This window comes from Burkholderia sp. WTPI3 (genome assembly GCF_021483755.1).
Classification (GTDB): Bacteria; Pseudomonadota; Gammaproteobacteria; order Burkholderiales; family Burkholderiaceae; genus Burkholderia.
On sequence record NZ_JAGIXF010000025.1, the window covers coordinates 34,598 to 53,839 of the forward strand.

Here is a 19,242-nt window from a genome sequence, read left to right on the forward strand (position 1 = left end):
AAGCTTCACCTGCCATACCGACAATGAACGCTGATCTCCACTGCCATTCGAATGTTTCCGACGGGTTGCTGTCGCCTGCCGACGTCGCGCGCCGCGCCCATGCCGGCGGCGTGACCCTGTGGGCGCTGACCGACCACGACGAAATCGGCGGCCAGGCGGCGGCGCGAAGCGAGGCGGAAGCACTCGGTATGCGTTACCTGAGCGGCGTCGAGATTTCGGTCACGTGGGCGTCGCGCACCGTGCACATCGTCGGGCTGAACATCGATCCTTCGAGCCCGACGCTCGTCGACGGCCTTTATCGCACGCGCCACGGCCGTGCCGCGCGTGCGCAGGCGATCGCCGCGCAGCTCGAGACGCTCGGCATTTCGGGCGCGTACGAAGGCGCGCTGAAGTACGTATCGAATCCCGACCTGATCTCGCGCACCCACTTCGCGCGCTTTCTCGTCGAGAACGGCCACGCCGCATCGACCTCCGACGTGTTCGACCGCCTGCTCGGCGACGGCAAGCCGGGTTTCGTTCCGCACCGCTGGGCGACGCTGCCCGACGCGGTTGCATGGATCCGTGCCGCGGGCGGCGAGGCCGTGGTCGCGCACCCGGGCCGCTACCGCTATACGCCGGTCGAATTCGACGCATTCTTCGGCGAATTCATCGATCTCGGCGGCCGCGCGATCGAGGTCATCACGGGCAGCCACACGCCCGACCAGTACCGCGAATACGCGGACGTCGCGCGCCGCTTCGGCTTCGAAGTGTCGCGCGGCTCGGATTTTCATGCGCCGGGTGAGGGCCGTATCGAGCTCGGCAGCCTGCCGCCGTTGCCGCCCGACCTGAAACCGGTCTGGGTGCGCTGGCTCTGACCCGAACCGGCCGTCCGCCGTTCGTGTTGCCGTCGACGCGCGCATCCGACTTTTCCCTCTTTACGTACCCCCATGTCCCAGTTCTTCAGGATTCATCCGGATAATCCGCAGCCGCGCCTGATCAATCAGGCTGCGGAGATCGTCAACAAGGGCGGCGTCATCGCGATACCGACCGATTCGAGCTATGCGCTCGCGTGCCATCTCGACGACAAGGATGCGGTCGAGCGGGTGCGCCGCATCCGCGGCCTCGACGAGAAGCAGCACCTGTCGCTGCTCGTGCGCGACCTGTCGGAGCTGGCCAATTTCGCGATGGTGGACAACCGCCAGTACCGGCAGATCAAGTCGGTGACGCCGGGCCCGTACGTATTCATCCTGCAGGCGACGAAGGAAGTGCCGCGCCGGCTGTCGCACCCTTCGCGCAAGACGATCGGGCTGCGTGTGCCCGATCACGCGATCACGCTCGCGCTGCTCGAGTCGCTCGGCCAGCCGCTGCTCGGTACGACGCTGATCCTGCCGCCCGACGACGAGCCGCTCAACGACCCCGAGGACATTCGCGCGCGGCTCGAGAAGCAGGTCGATCTCGTGATCGACGGTGGCGCGTGCCCGCGCGAGCCGTCGACGGTGATAGACCTGACGGGCGACGAGCCACAACTCGTGCGCGCGGGGCGCGGTGCACTCCAACCGTTCGGCCTCTCGGCCGCGTAAGCGCGCCGTTCATTTTTTGCGCGAATGCGCTTGTTACAATAACGCGATATGGATGCTTCCCTGATACAGACCATCGCCGTCTACGCGCTGCCCGTGATCTTCGCGATCACGCTGCACGAGGCCGCGCACGGCTACGCCGCGCGCCTGCTCGGCGACAACACCGCCTACATGATGGGGCGCGTGTCGTTCAACCCGATGCGCCACATCGATCCGATCGGCACGATCGCGATCCCGCTCGCGATGTATTTCCTGACCGGCGGCGCTTTCCTGTTCGGCTATGCGAAGCCGGTGCCGGTATCGTTCCGAAACCTGCGCGATCCGCGCTGGGGCAGCCTGTGGGTGTCGCTCGCGGGCCCCGCCTGCAATTTCGTGCAGGCGCTGATCTGGGGCGTGCTGAGTGTCGTGCTTGCAGCGACCGGTATCGACGAACCGTTCTTCACGCGGATGGCGTACGCCGGCGTCAGCGCCAACCTCGTGCTCGGCGTGCTGAACCTGTTCCCGCTGCCGCCGCTCGACGGCGGCCGCATACTGGCGGCGCTGCTGCCGCCGAAGCAATCGATCGCGCTGTCGCGCATCGAGCCGTACGGTTTCATCATCGTCCTCGTGCTGGTCGCGACGGGCGTGCTGACGAACTTCTGGCTGCGTCCGCTCGTGAACGCCGCCGCCGGCATCCTGAGTGCCATCCTGTCTCCATTCGCCTCGCTTTTCTAACGACAATCATGTTCCCAGATCGTATTTTCTCCGGCATGCGACCCACCGGGTCGCTGCACCTCGGCCACTACCACGGCGTGCTGAAAAACTGGGTGAAGCTGCAGTCCGAGTACCCGTGTTTCTTCTGCGTGGTCGACTGGCATGCGCTGACGACGCACTATGAAACGCCCGAGGTCATCGAGAAGAACGTGTGGGACGTGCTGATCGACTGGCTCGCGTCCGGCATCGATCCGGCGCAGGCGACGCTGTTCATCCAGAGCAAGGTGCCCGAGCATGCAGAGCTCGCGCTGCTGCTGGGCATGAGCACGCCGCTCGGCTGGCTCGAGCGCGTGCCGACCTACAAGGAGCAGATGGAGAAGCTGAAGGACAAGGATCTGTCGACCTATGGGTTCCTCGGCTACCCGGTGCTGATGGCGGCCGACATCCTGCTGTATCGCGGCTCGCTCGTGCCGGTCGGTGAAGACCAGGTGCCGCACGTCGAGATGACGCGCGAGATCGCGCGCCGCTTCAACTACCTGTACGGCCGCGAGCCGGGCTTCGAGGAGAAGGCGCTCGAAGCCGCGAAGAAGCTCGGCGGCAAGCGCGCGAAGCTCTATCACGAACTGCGCAATGCATACCAACAGGAGGGCGACGACGAGGCGCTCGAACAGGCGCGCGCGATGCTGCACGAATCGCAGAGCCTGTCGATGAGCGACCGCGAACGCCTGTTCGGGTACCTCGAGGGCGCGCGCAAGATCATCCTGGTCGAGCCGCAGGCACTGCTGACCGAAGCGTCCCGGATGCCGGGCCTCGACGGCCAGAAGATGTCGAAGTCGTACGGCAACACGATCGGCCTGCGCGAAGACGCGGAGACGATCACGAAAAAGGTCCGCACGATGCCGACCGATCCGGCGCGCGTGCGCCGCACCGATCCGGGCGACCCCGACAAGTGCCCGGTGTGGCAGCTCCATCAGGTCTATACCGACGAAACGACGCACGACTGGGTGCAGAAGGGCTGCCGCTCGGCGGGCATCGGCTGCCTCGACTGCAAGCAGCCGGTCGTCGAAGGGATCCTGCGCGAACAGCAACCGATGCTCGAGCGCGCGCAGAAGTACATGGACGATCCGTCGCTGCTGCGTGCGATCGTCGCGGACGGCTGCGACAAGGCGCGCAAGCACGCGGTCGAGACGATGCGCGACGTGCGCGACGCGATGGGCCTGTCGTATACCTGAGCTGGCGGCATGCGCGAACCTGTCATTGCCGCCGCGGGCGGCCACGTCGCCCAGACCGAGCCGTCGCGCTGGGTCGCCCGGTGGTCCGGGCTCGTTCCGGCAGGCGGCGCGGTGCTCGACGTCGCTGCGGGCGGCGGCCGCCACGCACGCTGGTTCGCGTCGCGCGGGCATCCGGTCGTTGCAGTCGACCGTGACCCGGCCGCGCTCGCCGTATTGCGCGCGATTCCTGGTGTCGACGTGCGCGAAGCCGATCTCGAGGGCGCGCCATGGCCGCTGCCGGCCGAGCAGTCGTTCTCGGCCGTGATTGTCACCCATTATCTGCATCGTCCGCTCTGGCCCCATCTGCTTGACGCATTGGCGCCGGGCGGCGTGCTGATCTACGAAACCTTCGCGCAAGGAAACGAAACGGTCGGCAAACCGTCCAATCCCGCGTTCCTGCTCGCTCCTGGCGAGTTGCTGGACGCGGTGCGCGGCCGCCTGCGGGTGGTTGCGTACGAGGACGGTTTTGTTGCCGCGCCGCGCGAGGCATTCGCTCAGCGCATCTGCGCGGTACGCGAGGGCGCGACCCCGACGGCGGGGGCGGGAATTCCACGTTACGAACTGCCCGGCTAATCCGCTACAATCTCAACGTTTACCGGTACATCAATCAATCGCGTTTCATGGCTAACGGCACCCAAGACGGCATTCAAATCCGCGGCAGCATCCCCGCGATCGTCACCCCGATGCTCGAAGACGGCAGTCTCGATCTGCCGGCGTTCCGCAAACTGATCGACTGGCATATCGAGGAAGGCACCGATGCGCTCGTCGTGGTCGGCACGAGCGGCGAGTCGGCAACGCTCAGCGTCGAAGAGCACATCCTGATGATCCGCACGGCGGTCGAGCATGCGGCGAAGCGCATCCCGATCATCGCCGGCGCGGGCGGCAACTCGACGGCGGAGGCAATCGAGCTGACGAAGCACGCGCAGGCCGTCGGCGCCGACGCGACGCTGCAGGTCGTGCCTTACTACAACAAGCCCACGCAGGAAGGGATGTACCGGCACTTCAAGACGATCGCGGAAGCGGTCGACCTGCCGGTGATCCTGTACAACGTGCCGGGCCGTACGGTCGCCGATATGGCGCACGAGACGACGCTGCGCCTCGCGCAGGTGCCAGGCATCATCGGCGTGAAGGAAGCGACGGGCAACATCGATCGCGCCGCGCACCTGATCAAGGCCGCGCCGAAGCATTTCGCGATCTACAGCGGCGACGATCCGACTGCGATCGCGCTGATGCTGCTTGGCGGCCACGGCAACATTTCGGTGACGGCAAACGTCGCGCCGCGCGCGATGAGCGACCTGTGCCGCGCGGCGCTGGCCGGCGACGTCGCAACGGCGCGCGAACTGCACATGAAGCTGCTGTCGCTGCACAAGAACCTGTTCATCGAGGCGAACCCGATTCCGGTGAAATGGGCGCTGCAGGCGATGGGCAAGATGCAGGGCGGCATTCGCCTGCCGCTCACGCCGCTCGACGAGCGCTGCCACGATGTCGTGCGTTCGGCCCTCGTCGAGGCCGGCGTCCTCGCCTGATGCCGAGGCGGCCGCGTCCTGCGGCCGCCGGCTCGACCCCTCATCAACCCGCACCGGCCGGCTCCGTCCGGCGCCGCTCCTGACGAGCGTTCTAGCAAGACGAAGGATTTCATGAAACGTTTCGCCTTTTCCTCTCGCGCCATCCAGGTTTCAGTGGTGGCGCTGGCGCTGGGCGCGCTCGCCGGCTGCGATACGCTGAACGACTACCTGGCCCCTGACCGGGTCAACTACAAGAACACGGGTTCGGCGCCGCCGCTCGCGGTGCCGAGCGACCTGAAGCCCGTGCCGACGACGCAGCAGTTCGTTGCGCCGCCGACCAACGCCGGCCTCGGCACGCTGCCGCCGCGGGCGACGACGACCGCCGGCAACGCTACCGACGGCGTCCCGAACGCACAGGATCCGCTCGGCATGCATATCGAGCGCGATGGCGACCACCGCTGGCTTGTCGTGGACGGGCGCACGCCCGAGCAGCTGTGGCCGATCCTGAAGGAATTCTGGCAGGAAAACGGCTTCTCGCTGAAGACCGACGCGCCGTCGACCGGCATCATGGCCACCGACTGGGCCGAGAACCGCGGGAACATTCCTGACGACTGGTTCCGCCGCACGATCGGCAAGGTCATCGACTTCGCATACTCGTCCGGCACGCGCGACCGTTTCCGTACGCTCGTGACCCGCACGCCGAACGGCAACACCGACATCTCGATCACGCACAGCGCGATGGAGGAAATGATGGTCGGCCCGCAGGGCGGCACGTCGTCGCGCTGGGAAGAGCGTCCGCGCAATCCGGTGCTCGAGGCCGTGTTCCTGTCGAAGCTGATGCAGAAGTTCGGCCTGACCGATGCGCAGGCGAAGCAACTGCTGGCCGATGCGCATCCGGCAGCGGCGCAGGCGCAGGTCAGCGATGCGAGCAACGGCGCGGCGACGCTGCAACTGGCCGAGTCGTTCGATCGTGCGTGGCTGCGTGTCGGTCTTGCACTCGACCGCACCAACTTCGCGGTCGACAATCGCGACCGCGAGAAGGGCCTGTACACCGTCCGCTACGCGAATACGATGGAAGAGCTCAAGCGCGACGGACTGTTCGGCAAGCTGTTCTACGGCGGCCCGACGGCAGCCAAGCCCGGCAAGGAATACCTGGTCAACGTGCGGGCTCAGGGCAATGGCGGCACGCAGGTCGCTGTGGTCGACGCAAACGGCCAGATCGACAACTCGTCTGATGCGCAGCGGATCATTTCGCTGCTCCACGCGCAGTTGAACTAACGCGTGCGCTTCGCCAGCCTCGGTAGCGGCAGCGAAGGCAACGCGCTGGTCGTCGAGGCCTCGAGTGGCACGACGACCACCCGCGTACTGCTCGACTGCGGCTTTTCAGCAAAGGAGGTCGAGCGCCGGCTCGGCCGCCTGAATCTCGGCATCGACGATCTCGATGCGATCCTCGTCACCCACGAACACAGCGACCACGTCGGCAGTGCGCTGACGCTCGCGCGGCGCGGGTCACTGCCGCTCTACATGAGCTGGGGCACGGCACGCGCGGTGGGCGCGGACGAGGCCGATGTTGATCTCCACGTGCTGTGGGGCGACGAGACGGCTTCGATACGCGATCTGGCCATCATGCCCTATACGGTGCCCCACGACGCGCGGGAACCGCTCCAGTTCGTCTTCATGGACGGTTGCAGCCGGCTCGGCGTGCTGACCGATGTCGGGATGGCCACGTCGCACATCACAACCGTCCTGAGCGGCTGCGACGCACTGGTGCTTGAATCCAACCACGATACCGCGATGCTCGCGGGAAGCCGCTATCCGCAATCGCTGAAGGCACGGATCGGCGGCAATCACGGCCACCTGAGCAACGATGCGGCGGCCGGTATCCTCGCGTCGCTCGAACGCAGCCGTTTGCGGCATCTGGTTGCTGCGCACCTGAGCCAGCAGAACAATCGGCCGGAGCTGGCCCGCCAGGCGTTGGCCGGCGTGCTGGGAACGGACGGGGAGGAGGTGGTCGTGGCCACGCAGGATGCGGGCTTCGACTGGCTGACGCTCGGCTGAGCGGGGGCGGGCGGCGGCGCCTGGCCCGATCCGACGGTTGTCCGGCACGATGCGCGTACCGGCAGACGTAAAAAAACCGGCCCCTCGGGCCGGTTTTTTTTCAGCTGACGCTGAGGCTTACTGGCTTGCGCCCGAAGCCGGAGCAGCCATAGCAGCCGAAGCGTCCGACGCTGCAGCAGCCGTTGCGTCGCTCGCAGCAGCCGCTGCCGACGAAGCAGCAGCAGCAGCGTCGCTCGCAGCACCAGCAACTGCCGAAGCAGCCGACGAAGCAGCAGCCGATGCGTCGCTAGCAGCCGACGAAGCAGCTTGATCAGCGCTCTTGTTGCAAGCAGCCAGTGCAACAGCAGCCAACAGGGAAGCTACGAGGAGGGATTTCTTCATGATCACGTCCTTTTATGGTTAAAGGTAAGCAACAGCGCGAAACAATACCGGTAATGTGCTCCAACACCGACCTGGGCCGCTGGTGGAGACGCACTTCTAGAGCGTGAATCTTCCCTACGGCTTGGGCGGAAATTATATGCACTTTCCTATCGACCGTCGACAAATGCGGGGTCAATACGTTGTCTTTCCCATACAGAATTTGATCTGTACGGGCATACGGGGCGGCCCACTAAACCCGGTTTCCGACCCGTATCCAGCCCGCACAATACCACTCGTGCAGCAAGGCTGTCATTGAGGGAACCCGGGATAGTGTTACAAACCGTTTCGCCTCCATCCGGCGCAGATTGGCCAGTTCGGGCAGCCATTCGCCGGCCTGCTCGAGCGGTTCTTCCTCGCCATTAATGAAGTACGAGCGCGCGTTATACATCAATGCGGCGCGTCTGTCGAGATACACGCCACGGCGTGACGCCTGGGCAACGAAAGCGGCCTCGGACAGCGGGCGTGCCGGCGGCTCGAATACGACGTTCGATTTCGGCTCGCTCAGGTAGCAGCCGAGGAATTGCGCGACGTCGCGCTTGCGCCAGCGGATCGAATCGACGATCTCTGCGACGCGTTCGACCATCGCCGGCGGGAGCTCGGCTGGCGAGCCGACCGCGGGCTGCTTCGGGTCGCGGTAGAGCGTGTCGCCGTGCTCGTCGCGCAGGCCGCCGCGTTCGGCGAGGTAGTACAGGAACTGCGCGCCCAGTTCGCCGGCGGACGGCGCCCGAAAGCCGATCGAGCAGGTCATGCATTCACCTTCGGCCACGCCGTCGTGCGCGATGTGCGGCGGCAGGTACAGCATGTCGCCGGGTTCCAGCACCCATTCGTCGCTCGGCTCGAAATGCTCGAGGATCTTCAGCGGCACGTCCGGCTGCAGCGACAGATCCTTCTGGGCGCCGATGCGCCAGCGGCGCCGGCCTTCGACCTGCAGCAGGAACACGTCGTACGAGTCGAAGTGCGGGCCGACGCCGCCGCCGTCCGTCGCATACGAGATCATCAGGTCGTCGAGGCGTGCGTCGGGGATGAAGCGGAAGCGGTCGAGCAGCGCGCGTGCCGCGTCGACGTGCAGGTCCAGCCCTTGCACGAGCAAGGACCAGGACTTGCGCGAAACGGCAGGCAGCGAACCCGGTTCAAACGGACCGTGCGCCAGTTGCCACTTGTTACGAAAATGCGTGATCAGTCGCGATTCCGCGTCATAGTCGGCAGCCAGCTCAAACAGCGCGTCGCGCGTGATCGGCGCTTTTACGCCGGGAATCGCCTGGCGGATCAGCAACGGCTTTTTCTGCCAGTAGCGGCGCATGAATTGCGCTGGCGTGAGACCACCGAGCAGCGGCGTGGGAAGATCGGGGGGCGGCGCGCCGAGCGCGGCGGCAGCGGCATCCCGAGGTTCGGCTTGAGACCGGTTGCGCATCGTATAATGAGACTTGTATTTGGGAGAATTGGATGAAAATCGCAAAAAACACCGTCGTGTCGGTCACTTACAAGCTGTCGGATGCACATGGCAATCTGATCGAGGAAAGCGACGAGCCGATGATCTATCTGCACGGCGGCTATGATGGCACGTTCCCCAAGATCGAGGAACAGCTCGACGGCCAGGAGCCGGGTTACCAGGCGCAGGTTCAGCTCGAACCGCAGGACGCATTCGGTGACTACGATCCCGAGCTCGTGAAGATCGAGCCGCGCGATCGTTTTCCCGAGCCGCTCGAAGTGGGCATGCAGTTCGAAGGCACGCCGGAAGACGGCGACGAGGAAGTTGATTCGCTGATCTACACGGTCACCGACATTGCCGAAGACAAGGTGGTGCTTGACGGCAACCACCCGCTCGCGGGCATGGCGCTGCGTTTTGCGCTCACCGTGAAGGACGTGCGCGAAGCGACCGAAGATGAGATCGAGCATGAACACGCGCATGGCGCGGAAGGGCTGGAAATCGTCGACGAGGACGAAGACGAGGACGGCGATGCGCCGTCAGGGCGTACCCTGCACTGAACTGTCCGGCAGGCCCGGCGCCGGCCCTGAAGCAGGGGGCGGCGCGGGCCACGACGCAGTGCCCGGCATCGTGCCGCCGCCTTGCAGCGGCGGTGCAACCGACGACGAGTCGGGCAGGGCCGGCAATGCCGGAATTTCCGGCATCTGGGGCAGCGGGACATCGTCGCGCGGCACGAGCGGCAGCGCGGGCGGGATCGGCAGATTCTTCGGCACGTCCTGCAGGCTCACGTTGAAGATCGTCTGCCGGGCCGGCGAGACGCTTACCTTCACCCACTGATTTGTCGGATGGCGCGGCCCGATCGCGACGCGCGTCACGTTTCCCACCAGCGCACCATCGTCCGCATGCAGCGGGCGGTCGATCAGGAATCCGTTCGCGAGCGGCTCGCTGCTTGCGTGCATCACCAGTATCGGGCCGCGGAATGCCGCTGCCGCCTTCACCAGCGTTCGTTTCAGTTCACGGAAGCCGTCGCGCACGCGCGGCCGGTTGAAACGCAGCCACGCAAACCGTTCCGCGCGATCGTAGCGATCGAACTGCGGATCGCCTTCGAAAATCACCACCATTGCACGCGCTTCACGCCGCTTCGCATATTCGGCCGCATGGTCGATCCAGAAATTGTTCGCGATGATGCGGTCTTCGAATTCGCCGTTGCGGCCGCCGGCCGTCAGGAAGTGGTTGTTCGGCGCCGGCGCGTTCAGCGTGACGTAGACGACGTCGTCGTGCATCCAGCGCGCATTCTCGCGATATGGCCGGAACCGGGCGACTTCGCTTTCGCGCGTGATCGGCAGCGCGCCGGCGTCGGGCAGGGCTGCATCGGCGAGCAGTGTCTGACGGAGGAAGTCCAGTCGCTCGACGGGATCGTAGCTGCCGCCTGCCGCGGTGCTGCATGTTACCCAGTCGTCGTGACCGGGGACGAATACGAGCGGCACGCGCGACGCGTCCAGGATCGCGCCGCGCTGCGTATAGAGCGAGTCGCGGCACGCTTCCTTCGCGCCCTTGATGTCGCCTGCATAGACGACGAAGGCCAGGTTGCGCTCGCGCGCGATCGATTCGAGCAGTCGTTGCGCCGCGGGCTCGTCGGCGGGTACGCTGATGACACCCGAGATGATCGCGAACGAATAGGGCGGGACCGCGCGCTTGGGTGGCGCGGCCAGCGCGCCGGCCTGCGCCAGCATGAGCGTCGCCGCCGTGGCGAGCGCGGCGGCGACGCGGGCCGGCCGGCCCGACGAGATGCGGTCAGGCGTGCCCGTCGGCATCGTGCGAACGGACCAGCGTGCGCAGTTCGTACAGCAGGTCGAGCGCGTCGCGCGGCTTGAGATCGTCGGGATCGATGTTGCGCAGCCTTTCGAGTGCCGGATGCGGGACGTCGGACGGGGGCGGCGCATCCGCGCATTCGAATTCGTCGGCCGCCGCGGGCGGCGCGCTGAACAGGTCGAGTTGCGGCGTGTGCTGCGTGGCCGACTGCTGTTCGAGATACGCGAGATGCTTGCGCGCGGCGCGAATCACGGGTGCCGGAACGCCTGCGAGTTGCGCGACCTGCAGCCCATAACTCTGGTTCGCCGGACCTTCGTTGACTGCGTGCAGAAACACGATGCCGTGACCGTGCTCGACGGCCGACAGGTGGACGTTGGCCGCTTGCGGGAATTCGGCGGGCAGTTGCGTCAGCTCGAAGTAGTGCGTTGCGAACAGCGTGTAGCAGCTGTTTTGCGCGAGCAGGTGGCGCGCGATGGCCCATGCGAGTGCGAGGCCGTCGAACGTTGACGTGCCGCGACCGATTTCGTCCATCAGCACGAGGCTTTGCGGCGTCGCGTCGTTGAGGATCGCTGCGGCTTCGGTCATTTCGACCATGAACGTCGAGCGGCCGCCGGCGAGGTCGTCGGCCGCGCCGATTCGCGTGAAGATGCGGTCGATCGGGCCGAAGCATGCCGATTTCGCGGGCACGTAGCTGCCGACGTACGCCATCAGCGCGATTAGCGCGGTCTGCCGCATGAACGTCGACTTGCCGCCCATGTTCGGGCCGGTGATCAGCAGCAGCTTGCGCTCGGTGCTGAACCGGCAGTCGTTCGCGATGAACTGCTCGACCTGCGCTTCCACGACCGGGTGACGCCCCTGTTCGATCTCGATGCCGACTTCATCGGTGAAGGCGGGCGCGACCCAGTCGAGCGTGCGGGCGCGCTCGGCGAACGCGGCGAGCACGTCGAGCTCCGCGAGCGCCGACGCGACGCGCTGGCACTCGGGAATGAACGGCAGCAACGCCTGCAGCACGCCGTCGTACAGCGCACGTTCGCGTGCCAGCGCACGTTCCTGGGCGGACAGCGCCTTGTCCTCGAAGGTCTTCAGTTCGGGCGTGATGTAGCGCTCGGCGTTCTTCAGCGTCTGGCGACGGCGATAGTCGTCGGGCACCTTGTCCGTCTGGCCGCGCGTGACCTCGATGTAGAAGCCGTGCACCTTGTTGTATTCGACCCGCAGGTTCGCGATGCCGGTGCGCGTGCGCTCGCGTGCTTCGAGATCGATCAGGAATTGTCCGCAGTTCTCGGAAATGTCGCGCAGCTCGTCGAGTTCCGCATCGTAGCCGCGTGCGATCACGCCGCCGTCGCGCACCATCGCGGCTGGCTCGGGCGCGATCGCGCTCGTCAGCAGGTCGAGGCATTCGGCGGGCGGCGCGAGCGCTGTATTGACGCGCGTGAGCGCATCCGCGTTCGCGACGATCGCGCTGATGCGCTCGCGCAATGCGGGCAGGGCCGCGAACGTGTCGCGCAGGCTCGACAGGTCGCGCGGCCGCGCGGACAGCAGGGCCAGGCGCCCGGTGATCCGCTCGACGTCCGCGATCTGGCGCAGCGCGCTGCGCAGCGCATCCAGGCTCGCGTTCGCGGGGGCGTCTAGCAGCGCGCCGATCGCCTGCTGGCGCGACTGCGCGGCTACCGACGCGCGCGGCGGATGATGCAGCCAGTGACGCAGCAGGCGGCTGCCCATCGTCGTGCAGCAGGTGTCGAGCAGCGAATACAGCGTCGGCGATTCGGTGCCGCGCAGCGTTTCGGTCAATTCGAGGTTGCGGCGCGTCGCCGGATCGAGGCCGATGTATTCCGTTTCGTTCTCGACCTTCAGGCTGCGCACGTGACGCAACTGCTGACCTTGCGTCGCGGCCGCGTACAGCAACAGCGCGCCCGCCGCGCCGCATGCGCTCGTCAGCGAGTGCGCGCCGAAACCGTCGAGGCCGGCGACGTCGAGCTGGTCGCACAGACGCTGCGTGCCCGAGGCGATATCGAAGTGCCATGCGGGCACGCGCCTGATCGCACCGGCGCTCGCCGGCACGGCGTCGGTTGCGCCGTCCGCCGTCAGGATCTCGGCCGGCCGGATGCGTTCGAGTGCGGCGCCGAGCTGGTCGGGTTCGATTTCGGCGAGTCGCAGCGCGCCGCTCGCGAGGTTCAGCCATGCGAGGCCGATATTGACCGCGACGCCGCGCTTGTTGTGGCCGGTGCACATCGCGAGCAGGTAAACGTCGTTCTTGTCGGACAGCAGCGCGGCATCGGTCAGCGTGCCGGGCGTGACGACGCGCACGACCTTGCGCTCGACCGGCCCTTTCGACGTGGCCGGGTCGCCGATCTGCTCGCAGATCGCCACCGATTCGCCCATCTTCACGAGCTTCGCCAGATACTGTTCGACCGCGTGATGGGGGACGCCGGCCATCTTGATCGGTGTGCCGGCCGACGCGCCGCGCTGCGTAAGGGTCAGGTCCAGCAGGCGTGCGGCCTTCTCCGCATCGTCGAAGAACAACTCGTAGAAGTCGCCCATCCGGTAGAAGACGAGCGTGTCGGGATGATCGGCCTTGATGCGCAGGTACTGCTGCATCATGGGGGTGTGGCCTGCAAAGGCCTCGGGCGACAGCGTGGTCATAGATCCGGCGTAAAGTTGTTGCTTGAGTCGCCCGAGTTTACCAGTGGCTCCGGTCGTTACGGCCGATGTTCGCCGATCGGCCGATTTCGGTCCGCGATTCGGAGACCGTCGGGTATTGTATTTCGGCGTGATGCCGGGTGAGTCGCCGGGCGTCTTCATTTTTTTCAGCGGCTCGCTGGATGGGCCTGCGGAGGCGGTGTCCCGGAAATCCGAAGTGTAGGGACAGATAATGTAGCGAACTGGGTCGACGTTGGCGCGGGAACTCCGATGCCCCGGCAATGGATGACGCGGAACGCGTCCCGAATGCCGGCACATCGAATCAGCCAGCCTTCTTCAGGTCATTCCGCCGGCGTCGCGTGCGCCCGTGCAGCCAGATACGCGGTGAAATCACTCCCGACCTCGGGATGGCGGAGCGCGAAATCGACTGTCGCTTTCAGGTAGCCGAGCTTGCTGCCGCAGTCGTATCGGGTACCGGCGTACCGATAGGCGAGAACCTGCTCTTCTGCGAGCAACGCCTGAATCCCGTCGGTCAATTGAAGCTCGCCACCCGCGCCAGGTTTCAGTCCGCGCAGGTGTTTGAAAATCCGCGGTTTGAGAATATAGCGGCCGACGACGCCAAGATTGGACGGTGCGACATCGGGTGCCGGCTTTTCGACGATCCCGGATATCTTGATGATCGACTCTTCCCATTCTTTACCGTCTACCACCCCATACGATTTCGTATCGGACGGCGGAATTTCTTCGACGCCGATAACCGAGCTATGGTAATGATCGAATACATCGACCATTTGTTTCATGACGGGCGGCTCACCGTCGAGCAGGTCATCGGCCAGAACGACTGCGAATGGATGATCGCCGACGAGCTTTTCTGCGCAGAGCACGGCATGCCCGAGCCCGAGTGCTTCGGGCTGTCGTACGTAAAAGCAGTCCACGTTGCGCGGCTTGATGCTGCGCACGAGATTCAGCAGTTTTTCTTTGCCGCGGGCTTCGAGTTCTGCCTCGACCTCGTACGATTTGTCGAAATGATCTTCGATGGCACGCTTGCTTCGGCCCGTGACAAAGATCATTTCGGTGATTCCGGCGGCGATCGCTTCCTCGACGGCGTACTGAATCAGCGGTTTATCGACGACGGGCAGCATTTCTTTCGGGCTGGCCTTGGTTGCCGGCAGAAAGCGTGTGCCTAAACCGGCTACGGGGAAAACTGCTTTCGTCACTCTTAGCATTGCATTTTCCTGATAGGAGTCGTCGCGGATCCGGACGCATTGCCGAAGCAATGCATCCCGCCGTCTTTCGTTTACCCGAATGAATTGTGCGTCGGGTTTTATTATGAATCGGGATTTTCAACCGGCGCTCGAATACCGCGCCAACGGAAACGGGAGTCTACTGAAGCGCCGCGTCATTGAAAAGCCGGGAGGCAATTTGGCCGAATCAAACGGGTATCGGAATCCGTCAGTTCTCCGATGACCATTCAATAACACGCGGTCGCCTTGAAAAGACGCAGGTACCGCCGGATTTTCGTGCGCGAGTGGGGGGCGGCGCACGGACAGCCCGGTGACCATCGCGTCGCCGCACTCGATCGCCACGCGCGCGATGGCCGTGCGAGGGTTATCGAGATTGTGGCAGGCAGGCACGAATGCGCTCGAGGTTCAGCTTCGGAGGCGGATCGTGCGCGGTGATGGCCGGGAGGTCGTCTGGTGCGCAAATCAGGAGGAGGGTGTTTGCCGTCGGAGGAATTGCCAAGAAGGCGAGTGCGACCGGCCCGGGAAGATCCGCAAGGATGCGGTCGGCTTTGCGTTCAGTTCGCTGCTTTCCGGCGGTTTTAACGAGGCTGCCGCCGTGGGCAACTCACCTCGCGGACGTGCTGGAGCAGCGCAGGCACCCCATGCTGTGCTGTCAGGTCCGACTCGGCACACGAACCTTCGTGTGCCGAGCCTTTTCGGCGACTCAGGACGTGTGCGTCGACATCAGGTCGAGCGCCACGGCCTGCGCGACTTCGATGCCGTCGATGGCCGCCGAATAGATGCCACCCGCGTAGCCCGCGCCTTCGCCGGCCGGATAGAGTCCTGCGGTGTTCACGCTCTGGTAGTCGTCCTTGCGGCGAATCCGGATCGGTGACGACGTGCGCGTCTCCACACCGGTGAGCACGGCATCGTGCATCGCGAAGCCGGCGATCTTCTTGTCGATCTGTGGGAGCGCTTCACGAATGGCTTCGATCACGTAGTCGGGAAGTGCGGTGCTGAGATCGGTCGGGTGCACGCCGGGTTTGTACGACGGCACCACGGAGCCGAGCGACGTCGACGGCCGGCCCGCGATGAAATCGCCGACCAGCTGCCCCGGTGCGCTGTAGTCGCCGCCGCCGAGTTCGAACGCGCGTTCTTCCCATTTGCGCTGGAATGCGATGCCCGCCAGCGGGCCGCCCGGATAGTCTTCCGGCGTGATGCCGACGACGATACCCGCGTTCGCGTTGCGCTCGGCGCGGGAATACTGGCTCATCCCGTTGGTGACCACGCGGCCCGGCTCGGAGGTCGCCGCGACCACCGTGCCGCCGGGGCACATGCAGAAGCTGTAGACCGCCCGTCCGTTGCTGCAGTGGTGGACGACCTTGTAGTCGGCTGCGCCGAGTTGCTTGTGGCCCGCAAACTTGCCGAAGCGGCTGCGATCGATCAGCCCTTGCGGATGTTCGATCCGGAAGCCGAGCGAAAACGGCTTCGCTTCGACGTAGACGCCGCGATCGTGCAGCATCTGGAACGTGTCGCGCGCGCTGTGACCGACGGCCAGCACCACATGGTCGCATCGCAGCGTTTCGCCGTTCGACAGCTTGAGCGCGCGAACCTTGCCCTGATCGATTTCGATGTCCTCGACCCGGGTTTCGAAGCGTACTTCACCGCCCAGTTCGTGGATGGTCGCGCGCATTTTTTCCACCATGCTGACGAGGCGGAACGTGCCGATGTGCGGCCGGCTCAGATACAGGATGTCCTCCGGCGCGCCGGCCTTGACGAATTCGTCGAGCACCTTGCGGCCGTAGTGGTTCGGATCCTTGATCTGGCTGTACAGCTTGCCGTCGGAGAACGTGCCGGCCCCGCCTTCGCCGAACTGCACGTTGGACTCGGGGTTGAGCACGCTCTTGCGCCACAGGCCGAAGGTGTCCTTGGTGCGCTCGCGCACGGCCTTGCCGCGTTCGAGGATGATCGGGCGAAAGCCCATCTGCGCGAGGATCAGCCCTGCAAAGAGGCCGCACGGCCCCATACCGATGACGACCGGACGCAGGAAGTTGCCATGTTCGGGGGCCTTCGCGACGAAGTGGTACGCCATGTCGGGCGTCACGCCGCAATGCGGCGTGCCGGCGAGCCGCGGGAGCACGGCCGCTTCGTCCTTGACTTCGACATCGACGATATACGTGAGCTTGATGTCGGAGCGCTTGCGTGCATCGTGCGCGCGGCGAAACACCGTGTAACGGACGAGTCTGTCCGCCGCCACGCCGAGTTCCGCGAGGCGTGCGCGAATTGCAGCTTCGAGGGCGCTTTCGGGGTGGTCGAGAGGGAGTTTAAGTTCGCTTAGCCGTAACATGAGTATTCGGATACGGTTGCCACGAAGTCGTGGCGGTGTTGAGACGGGCGGGGGCCGGCATGCCGATGGCGACGTGGTGCGCCGCGCGAGCATTTCGCAGGCAACCCGGTTGGTGCCGGGAAACGCTCGGCGGGCTGCAGCACACTGACCAGACTGGACGACTCGCGCAATGTCAGGATAGGCGCCTGAAGCGGTTCTTGCGTGAGGAACATTTCGTTGTTCCTCAGCGCAATCGAACGGCGGCAGGCGCTCCATCATGACGGTACCGGCGCATGGTTCGCGCGAACCCGCGCCGCGCGGGCGCGGCTCGGGCTTACTCCGCTGCCGGGTGCAGGCGGCTGTAACGGTTCAGGATCGGGATCATCTGCGCGTAGATCTTCGGGTTCGCGGCGACGATCTCATGGCGATGCAGGAAATCGGCGTCGCCCGTGTAGTTGCCGACGAGGCCGCCGGCCTCGGTGATCAGCAGGCTGCCCGCAGCCATGTCCCACACGTTGATGCCTTGCTCGAAGAACGCGTCGAGACGGCCGGCCGCGACGTTCGCGAGGTCGAGTGCCGCGGCGCCCGGACGCCGCAGGCCCGTGCATGCCTGCGTCATTTCGGTGAACAGGCGCGCATAGGCGTCGAGGCCATCCTTTTCGCGGAACGGGAAGCCCGTGCCGACCAGCGCGTCCGACAGGCGGTCGCGACGGCCGACGCGGATGCGGCGATCGTTCAGGTAGGCGCCGCGACCGCGGGTGGCCGTAAACAGGTCGTTCTTGTTCGGATCGTAGACGACGGCCTGCGTGACGACGCCCTTGTGTTCGAGCGCGATCGATACGCAGTAGTACGGGAAGCCGTGGATGAAGTTGGTCGTGCCGTCGAGCGGATCGATGATCCACTTGAATTCGGATTCGTTCTCCGATTCGCCCGATTCTTCCGCGAGGATCGCGTGGTCAGGGTAGGCAGTCTTCAGCGTCTCGATGATCGCCTCTTCGGCGGCCTTGTCCACTTCGGTAACGAAGTCGTTCTGCTGCTTCTTGCGAATCTCGATCAGGTCAAGATCGAGGGAGGCACGATTGATGATCTGTCCGGCGCGGCGCGCAGCCTTGACAGCAATGTTGAGCATGGGATGCATGAGCCTGAATCCTGTAGCGGGCGGCACGAGCCGCCACGAAGTGGGACAACCCGCCCGGAACGGCGCAAACGTGCCTGGCGAGATGAGACGCAAATTGACAAAGAGCGGGGTACGACCCGCGTCGCACGAGGTGCGACGCGTAAACGCATGATTTTACCCGATTTTCGAGAGTTTCAGGTGACCGGAGTGCGGGGAAACCCCACTGTCCGCCCGGACGAGTGGGTTTGCCGGGGCGATGGCGATACCATACTGCCATTCTGATGAACCGAGTCGTATCGTAGTGGAAACTCCGCAGAACACCGCCGCACTGTCCGAATCGGGCGCGGCCATGTCCCCGCCGCCGTCGGGCGGCTTCACGTCCACCCGCTTCGTGCTCGTCGAGCCGAGCCATCCCGGCAATGTCGGGGCGGCCGCCCGCGCGCTGAAGACGATGGGTTTCTCGCGGCTCGTGCTGGTCGCGCCGCGCGTGCCGCACGTCCAGAGCGACCCGGAGGCGATCGCGATGGCGAGCGGCGCGGACGACGTCCTCGCGTCCGCGCATGTCGTGCCCACGCTCGGCGATGCGCTGTCCGGCGTCCACTGGTCGATCGCGCTGACCGCCCGCACGCGCGAATACGGGCCGCCGCGCCTTGCGCCGCGCGCGGCTGCCGAGCAGGCGTGCGCGCAGGTCGGCACCGGCGACATCGCGCTCGTGTTCGGCAACGAGCGCACGGGTCTCGCGAACGAGCACGTCGAGCAGTGCAGCGTGCTCGCGCATATCCCGGCAAACCCGGCCTACAGTTCGCTGAACCTCGCCCAGGCCATCCAGGTGCTCGCGTACGAGCTGCGCGTCGCGTTCCTGGAGCAGGGCAGCGAGTCGTTGCACCCGGCACCGGCCGAGGTCGGCACGCTCGCGCAGAGTGACGAGATCGAGCGGATGTACGCGCATCTCGAGAGCGCGCTGATCGCGCTCGATTTTCTCGACCCGCGCAATCCGAAAAAGCTGATGCCGCGGCTGCGGCGGCTGTTCGCACGCACGGGCCTCGAGCGTGAGGAGGTCAATATCCTGCGCGGCATCGCCAAGCACATCCTGCTGAAGTCCGGTACGTCCGACGGCGACGCTTGAGCGGGCGGTGCGCTGGGTGCCGGACGCCGCGAACACGGTGTTCCGGCCGGCAGCGGTCGCACCGCACCGGTC

The 19,242-nt window shown here is 65.5% G+C and carries 17 protein-coding genes; 10 read left to right on the top strand and 7 right to left on the bottom strand.

Going from position 1 to position 19,242, the window contains the following annotated elements; all coding sequences use genetic code 11:
* The first annotated feature begins 23 nt into the window (after positions 1 to 23).
* From J7024_RS16065 to J7024_RS16100, 8 genes are all read left to right on the top strand, one after another.
* Positions 24 to 854: a 3',5'-nucleoside bisphosphate phosphatase gene (locus J7024_RS16065; RefSeq protein ID WP_124829373.1), complete on the top strand. Its 831-nt coding sequence runs from the start codon at positions 24 to 26 to the stop codon at positions 852 to 854.
* Between the two features lie 72 nt (positions 855 to 926).
* Positions 927 to 1,559, top strand: a complete 633-nt coding sequence (locus J7024_RS16070; protein ID WP_124829372.1) for an L-threonylcarbamoyladenylate synthase — start codon at positions 927 to 929, stop codon at positions 1,557 to 1,559.
* Positions 1,560 to 1,607: 48 nt separating this feature from the next.
* A complete protein-coding gene (locus tag J7024_RS16075; protein ID WP_124829371.1) occupies positions 1,608 to 2,270 on the top strand; it encodes a site-2 protease family protein in 663 nt (220 codons plus the stop codon).
* A gap of 8 nt (positions 2,271 to 2,278) precedes the next feature.
* On the top strand, positions 2,279 to 3,481 hold the full coding sequence (locus J7024_RS16080; protein ID WP_124829370.1) for a tryptophan--tRNA ligase: 1,203 nt from the start codon (positions 2,279 to 2,281) through the stop codon (positions 3,479 to 3,481).
* A gap of 9 nt (positions 3,482 to 3,490) precedes the next feature.
* On the top strand, positions 3,491 to 4,093 hold the full coding sequence (locus J7024_RS16085) for a class I SAM-dependent methyltransferase (protein ID WP_124829369.1): 603 nt from the start codon (positions 3,491 to 3,493) through the stop codon (positions 4,091 to 4,093).
* A gap of 47 nt (positions 4,094 to 4,140) precedes the next feature.
* Positions 4,141 to 5,046: a 4-hydroxy-tetrahydrodipicolinate synthase gene (gene dapA, locus J7024_RS16090; protein ID WP_124829368.1), complete on the top strand. Its 906-nt coding sequence runs from the start codon at positions 4,141 to 4,143 to the stop codon at positions 5,044 to 5,046.
* 111 nt (positions 5,047 to 5,157) lie between these two features.
* Entirely contained in the window at positions 5,158 to 6,303 is a 1,146-nt protein-coding gene (bamC, locus tag J7024_RS16095; protein ID WP_124829367.1) for an outer membrane protein assembly factor BamC, read from the top strand.
* A 3-nt stretch (positions 6,304 to 6,306) separates the two neighbouring features.
* Positions 6,307 to 7,083, top strand: coding sequence for an MBL fold metallo-hydrolase (locus J7024_RS16100; RefSeq protein WP_124829366.1), 777 nt, complete (start codon positions 6,307 to 6,309; stop codon positions 7,081 to 7,083).
* Positions 7,084 to 7,393: 310 nt separating this feature from the next.
* On the opposite strand, the gene J7024_RS37520 is transcribed toward J7024_RS16100, so the two are convergent.
* On the bottom strand, positions 7,394 to 7,639 hold the full coding sequence (locus J7024_RS37520; protein WP_011657350.1) for a hypothetical protein: 246 nt from the start codon (positions 7,637 to 7,639) through the stop codon (positions 7,394 to 7,396).
* 54 nt (positions 7,640 to 7,693) lie between these two features.
* Positions 7,694 to 8,914 (bottom strand): cupin domain-containing protein, encoded by a 1,221-nt coding sequence (locus tag J7024_RS16105; RefSeq protein WP_124829364.1) that lies wholly within the window; start codon positions 8,912 to 8,914, stop codon positions 7,694 to 7,696.
* A 32-nt stretch (positions 8,915 to 8,946) separates the two neighbouring features.
* Between J7024_RS16105 and J7024_RS16110 the strand changes: the two genes are divergently transcribed.
* Entirely contained in the window at positions 8,947 to 9,489 is a 543-nt protein-coding gene (locus J7024_RS16110) for an FKBP-type peptidyl-prolyl cis-trans isomerase (protein WP_124829363.1), read from the top strand.
* On the opposite strand, the gene J7024_RS16115 is transcribed toward J7024_RS16110, so the two are convergent.
* The 5 genes from J7024_RS16115 to J7024_RS16135 all read right to left on the bottom strand — a co-directional run bounded on the left by J7024_RS16115 (position 9,469) and on the right by J7024_RS16135 (position 18,065).
* Positions 9,469 to 10,743, bottom strand: a complete 1,275-nt coding sequence (locus tag J7024_RS16115) for a hypothetical protein (RefSeq protein ID WP_175751592.1) — start codon at positions 10,741 to 10,743, stop codon at positions 9,469 to 9,471. The two genes, J7024_RS16110 and J7024_RS16115, sit on opposite strands and share 21 nt — an antisense overlap.
* Positions 10,724 to 13,381 carry a DNA mismatch repair protein MutS gene (mutS, locus tag J7024_RS16120; protein ID WP_124829362.1) on the bottom strand — a complete coding sequence of 886 codons (2,658 nt, stop codon included), beginning with the start codon at positions 13,379 to 13,381 and terminating at the stop codon, positions 10,724 to 10,726. The genes J7024_RS16115 and mutS overlap by 20 nt, the downstream gene beginning before the upstream one ends.
* Before the next feature lie 338 nt (positions 13,382 to 13,719).
* Complete coding sequence (gene galU / locus J7024_RS16125) at positions 13,720 to 14,604, bottom strand: UTP--glucose-1-phosphate uridylyltransferase GalU (RefSeq protein ID WP_234745299.1); 885 nt, start codon at positions 14,602 to 14,604, stop codon at positions 13,720 to 13,722.
* 721 nt (positions 14,605 to 15,325) lie between these two features.
* Positions 15,326 to 16,948, bottom strand: coding sequence for an NAD(P)/FAD-dependent oxidoreductase (locus tag J7024_RS16130; RefSeq protein ID WP_124829360.1), 1,623 nt, complete (start codon positions 16,946 to 16,948; stop codon positions 15,326 to 15,328).
* A gap of 313 nt (positions 16,949 to 17,261) precedes the next feature.
* Positions 17,262 to 18,065 (bottom strand): inositol monophosphatase family protein, encoded by an 804-nt coding sequence (locus tag J7024_RS16135; protein ID WP_096507276.1) that lies wholly within the window; start codon positions 18,063 to 18,065, stop codon positions 17,262 to 17,264.
* Between the two features lie 280 nt (positions 18,066 to 18,345).
* Between J7024_RS16135 and J7024_RS16140 the strand changes: the two genes are divergently transcribed.
* Entirely contained in the window at positions 18,346 to 19,170 is an 825-nt protein-coding gene (locus J7024_RS16140) for an RNA methyltransferase (protein ID WP_124829359.1), read from the top strand.
* Positions 19,171 to 19,242: the final 72 nt, after the last annotated feature.

Excerpts from the sequence above, each read along its gene's own strand:
- J7024_RS16065 (WP_124829373.1), top strand. The coding sequence starts at position 24 with ATGAACGCTGATCTCCACTGCCATTCGAATGTTTCCGACGGGTTGCTG.
- J7024_RS16070 (WP_124829372.1), top strand. The coding sequence starts at position 927 with ATGTCCCAGTTCTTCAGGATTCATCCGGATAATCCGCAGCCGCGCCTG.
- J7024_RS16075 (WP_124829371.1), top strand. The coding sequence starts at position 1,608 with ATGGATGCTTCCCTGATACAGACCATCGCCGTCTACGCGCTGCCCGTG.
- J7024_RS16080 (WP_124829370.1), top strand. The coding sequence starts at position 2,279 with ATGTTCCCAGATCGTATTTTCTCCGGCATGCGACCCACCGGGTCGCTG.
- J7024_RS16085 (WP_124829369.1), top strand. The coding sequence starts at position 3,491 with ATGCGCGAACCTGTCATTGCCGCCGCGGGCGGCCACGTCGCCCAGACC.
- dapA (WP_124829368.1), top strand. The coding sequence starts at position 4,141 with ATGGCTAACGGCACCCAAGACGGCATTCAAATCCGCGGCAGCATCCCC.
- bamC (WP_124829367.1), top strand. The coding sequence starts at position 5,158 with ATGAAACGTTTCGCCTTTTCCTCTCGCGCCATCCAGGTTTCAGTGGTG.
- J7024_RS16105 (WP_124829364.1), bottom strand. The coding sequence starts at position 8,914 with ATGCGCAACCGGTCTCAAGCCGAACCTCGGGATGCCGCTGCCGCCGCG.
- J7024_RS16110 (WP_124829363.1), top strand. The coding sequence starts at position 8,947 with ATGAAAATCGCAAAAAACACCGTCGTGTCGGTCACTTACAAGCTGTCG.
- J7024_RS16115 (WP_175751592.1), bottom strand. The coding sequence starts at position 10,743 with ATGCCGACGGGCACGCCTGACCGCATCTCGTCGGGCCGGCCGGCCCGC.
- mutS (WP_124829362.1), bottom strand. The coding sequence starts at position 13,381 with ATGACCACGCTGTCGCCCGAGGCCTTTGCAGGCCACACCCCCATGATG.
- galU (WP_234745299.1), bottom strand. The coding sequence starts at position 14,604 with ATGCTAAGAGTGACGAAAGCAGTTTTCCCCGTAGCCGGTTTAGGCACA.
- J7024_RS16130 (WP_124829360.1), bottom strand. The coding sequence starts at position 16,948 with ATGTTACGGCTAAGCGAACTTAAACTCCCTCTCGACCACCCCGAAAGC.
- J7024_RS16135 (WP_096507276.1), bottom strand. The coding sequence starts at position 18,065 with ATGCATCCCATGCTCAACATTGCTGTCAAGGCTGCGCGCCGCGCCGGA.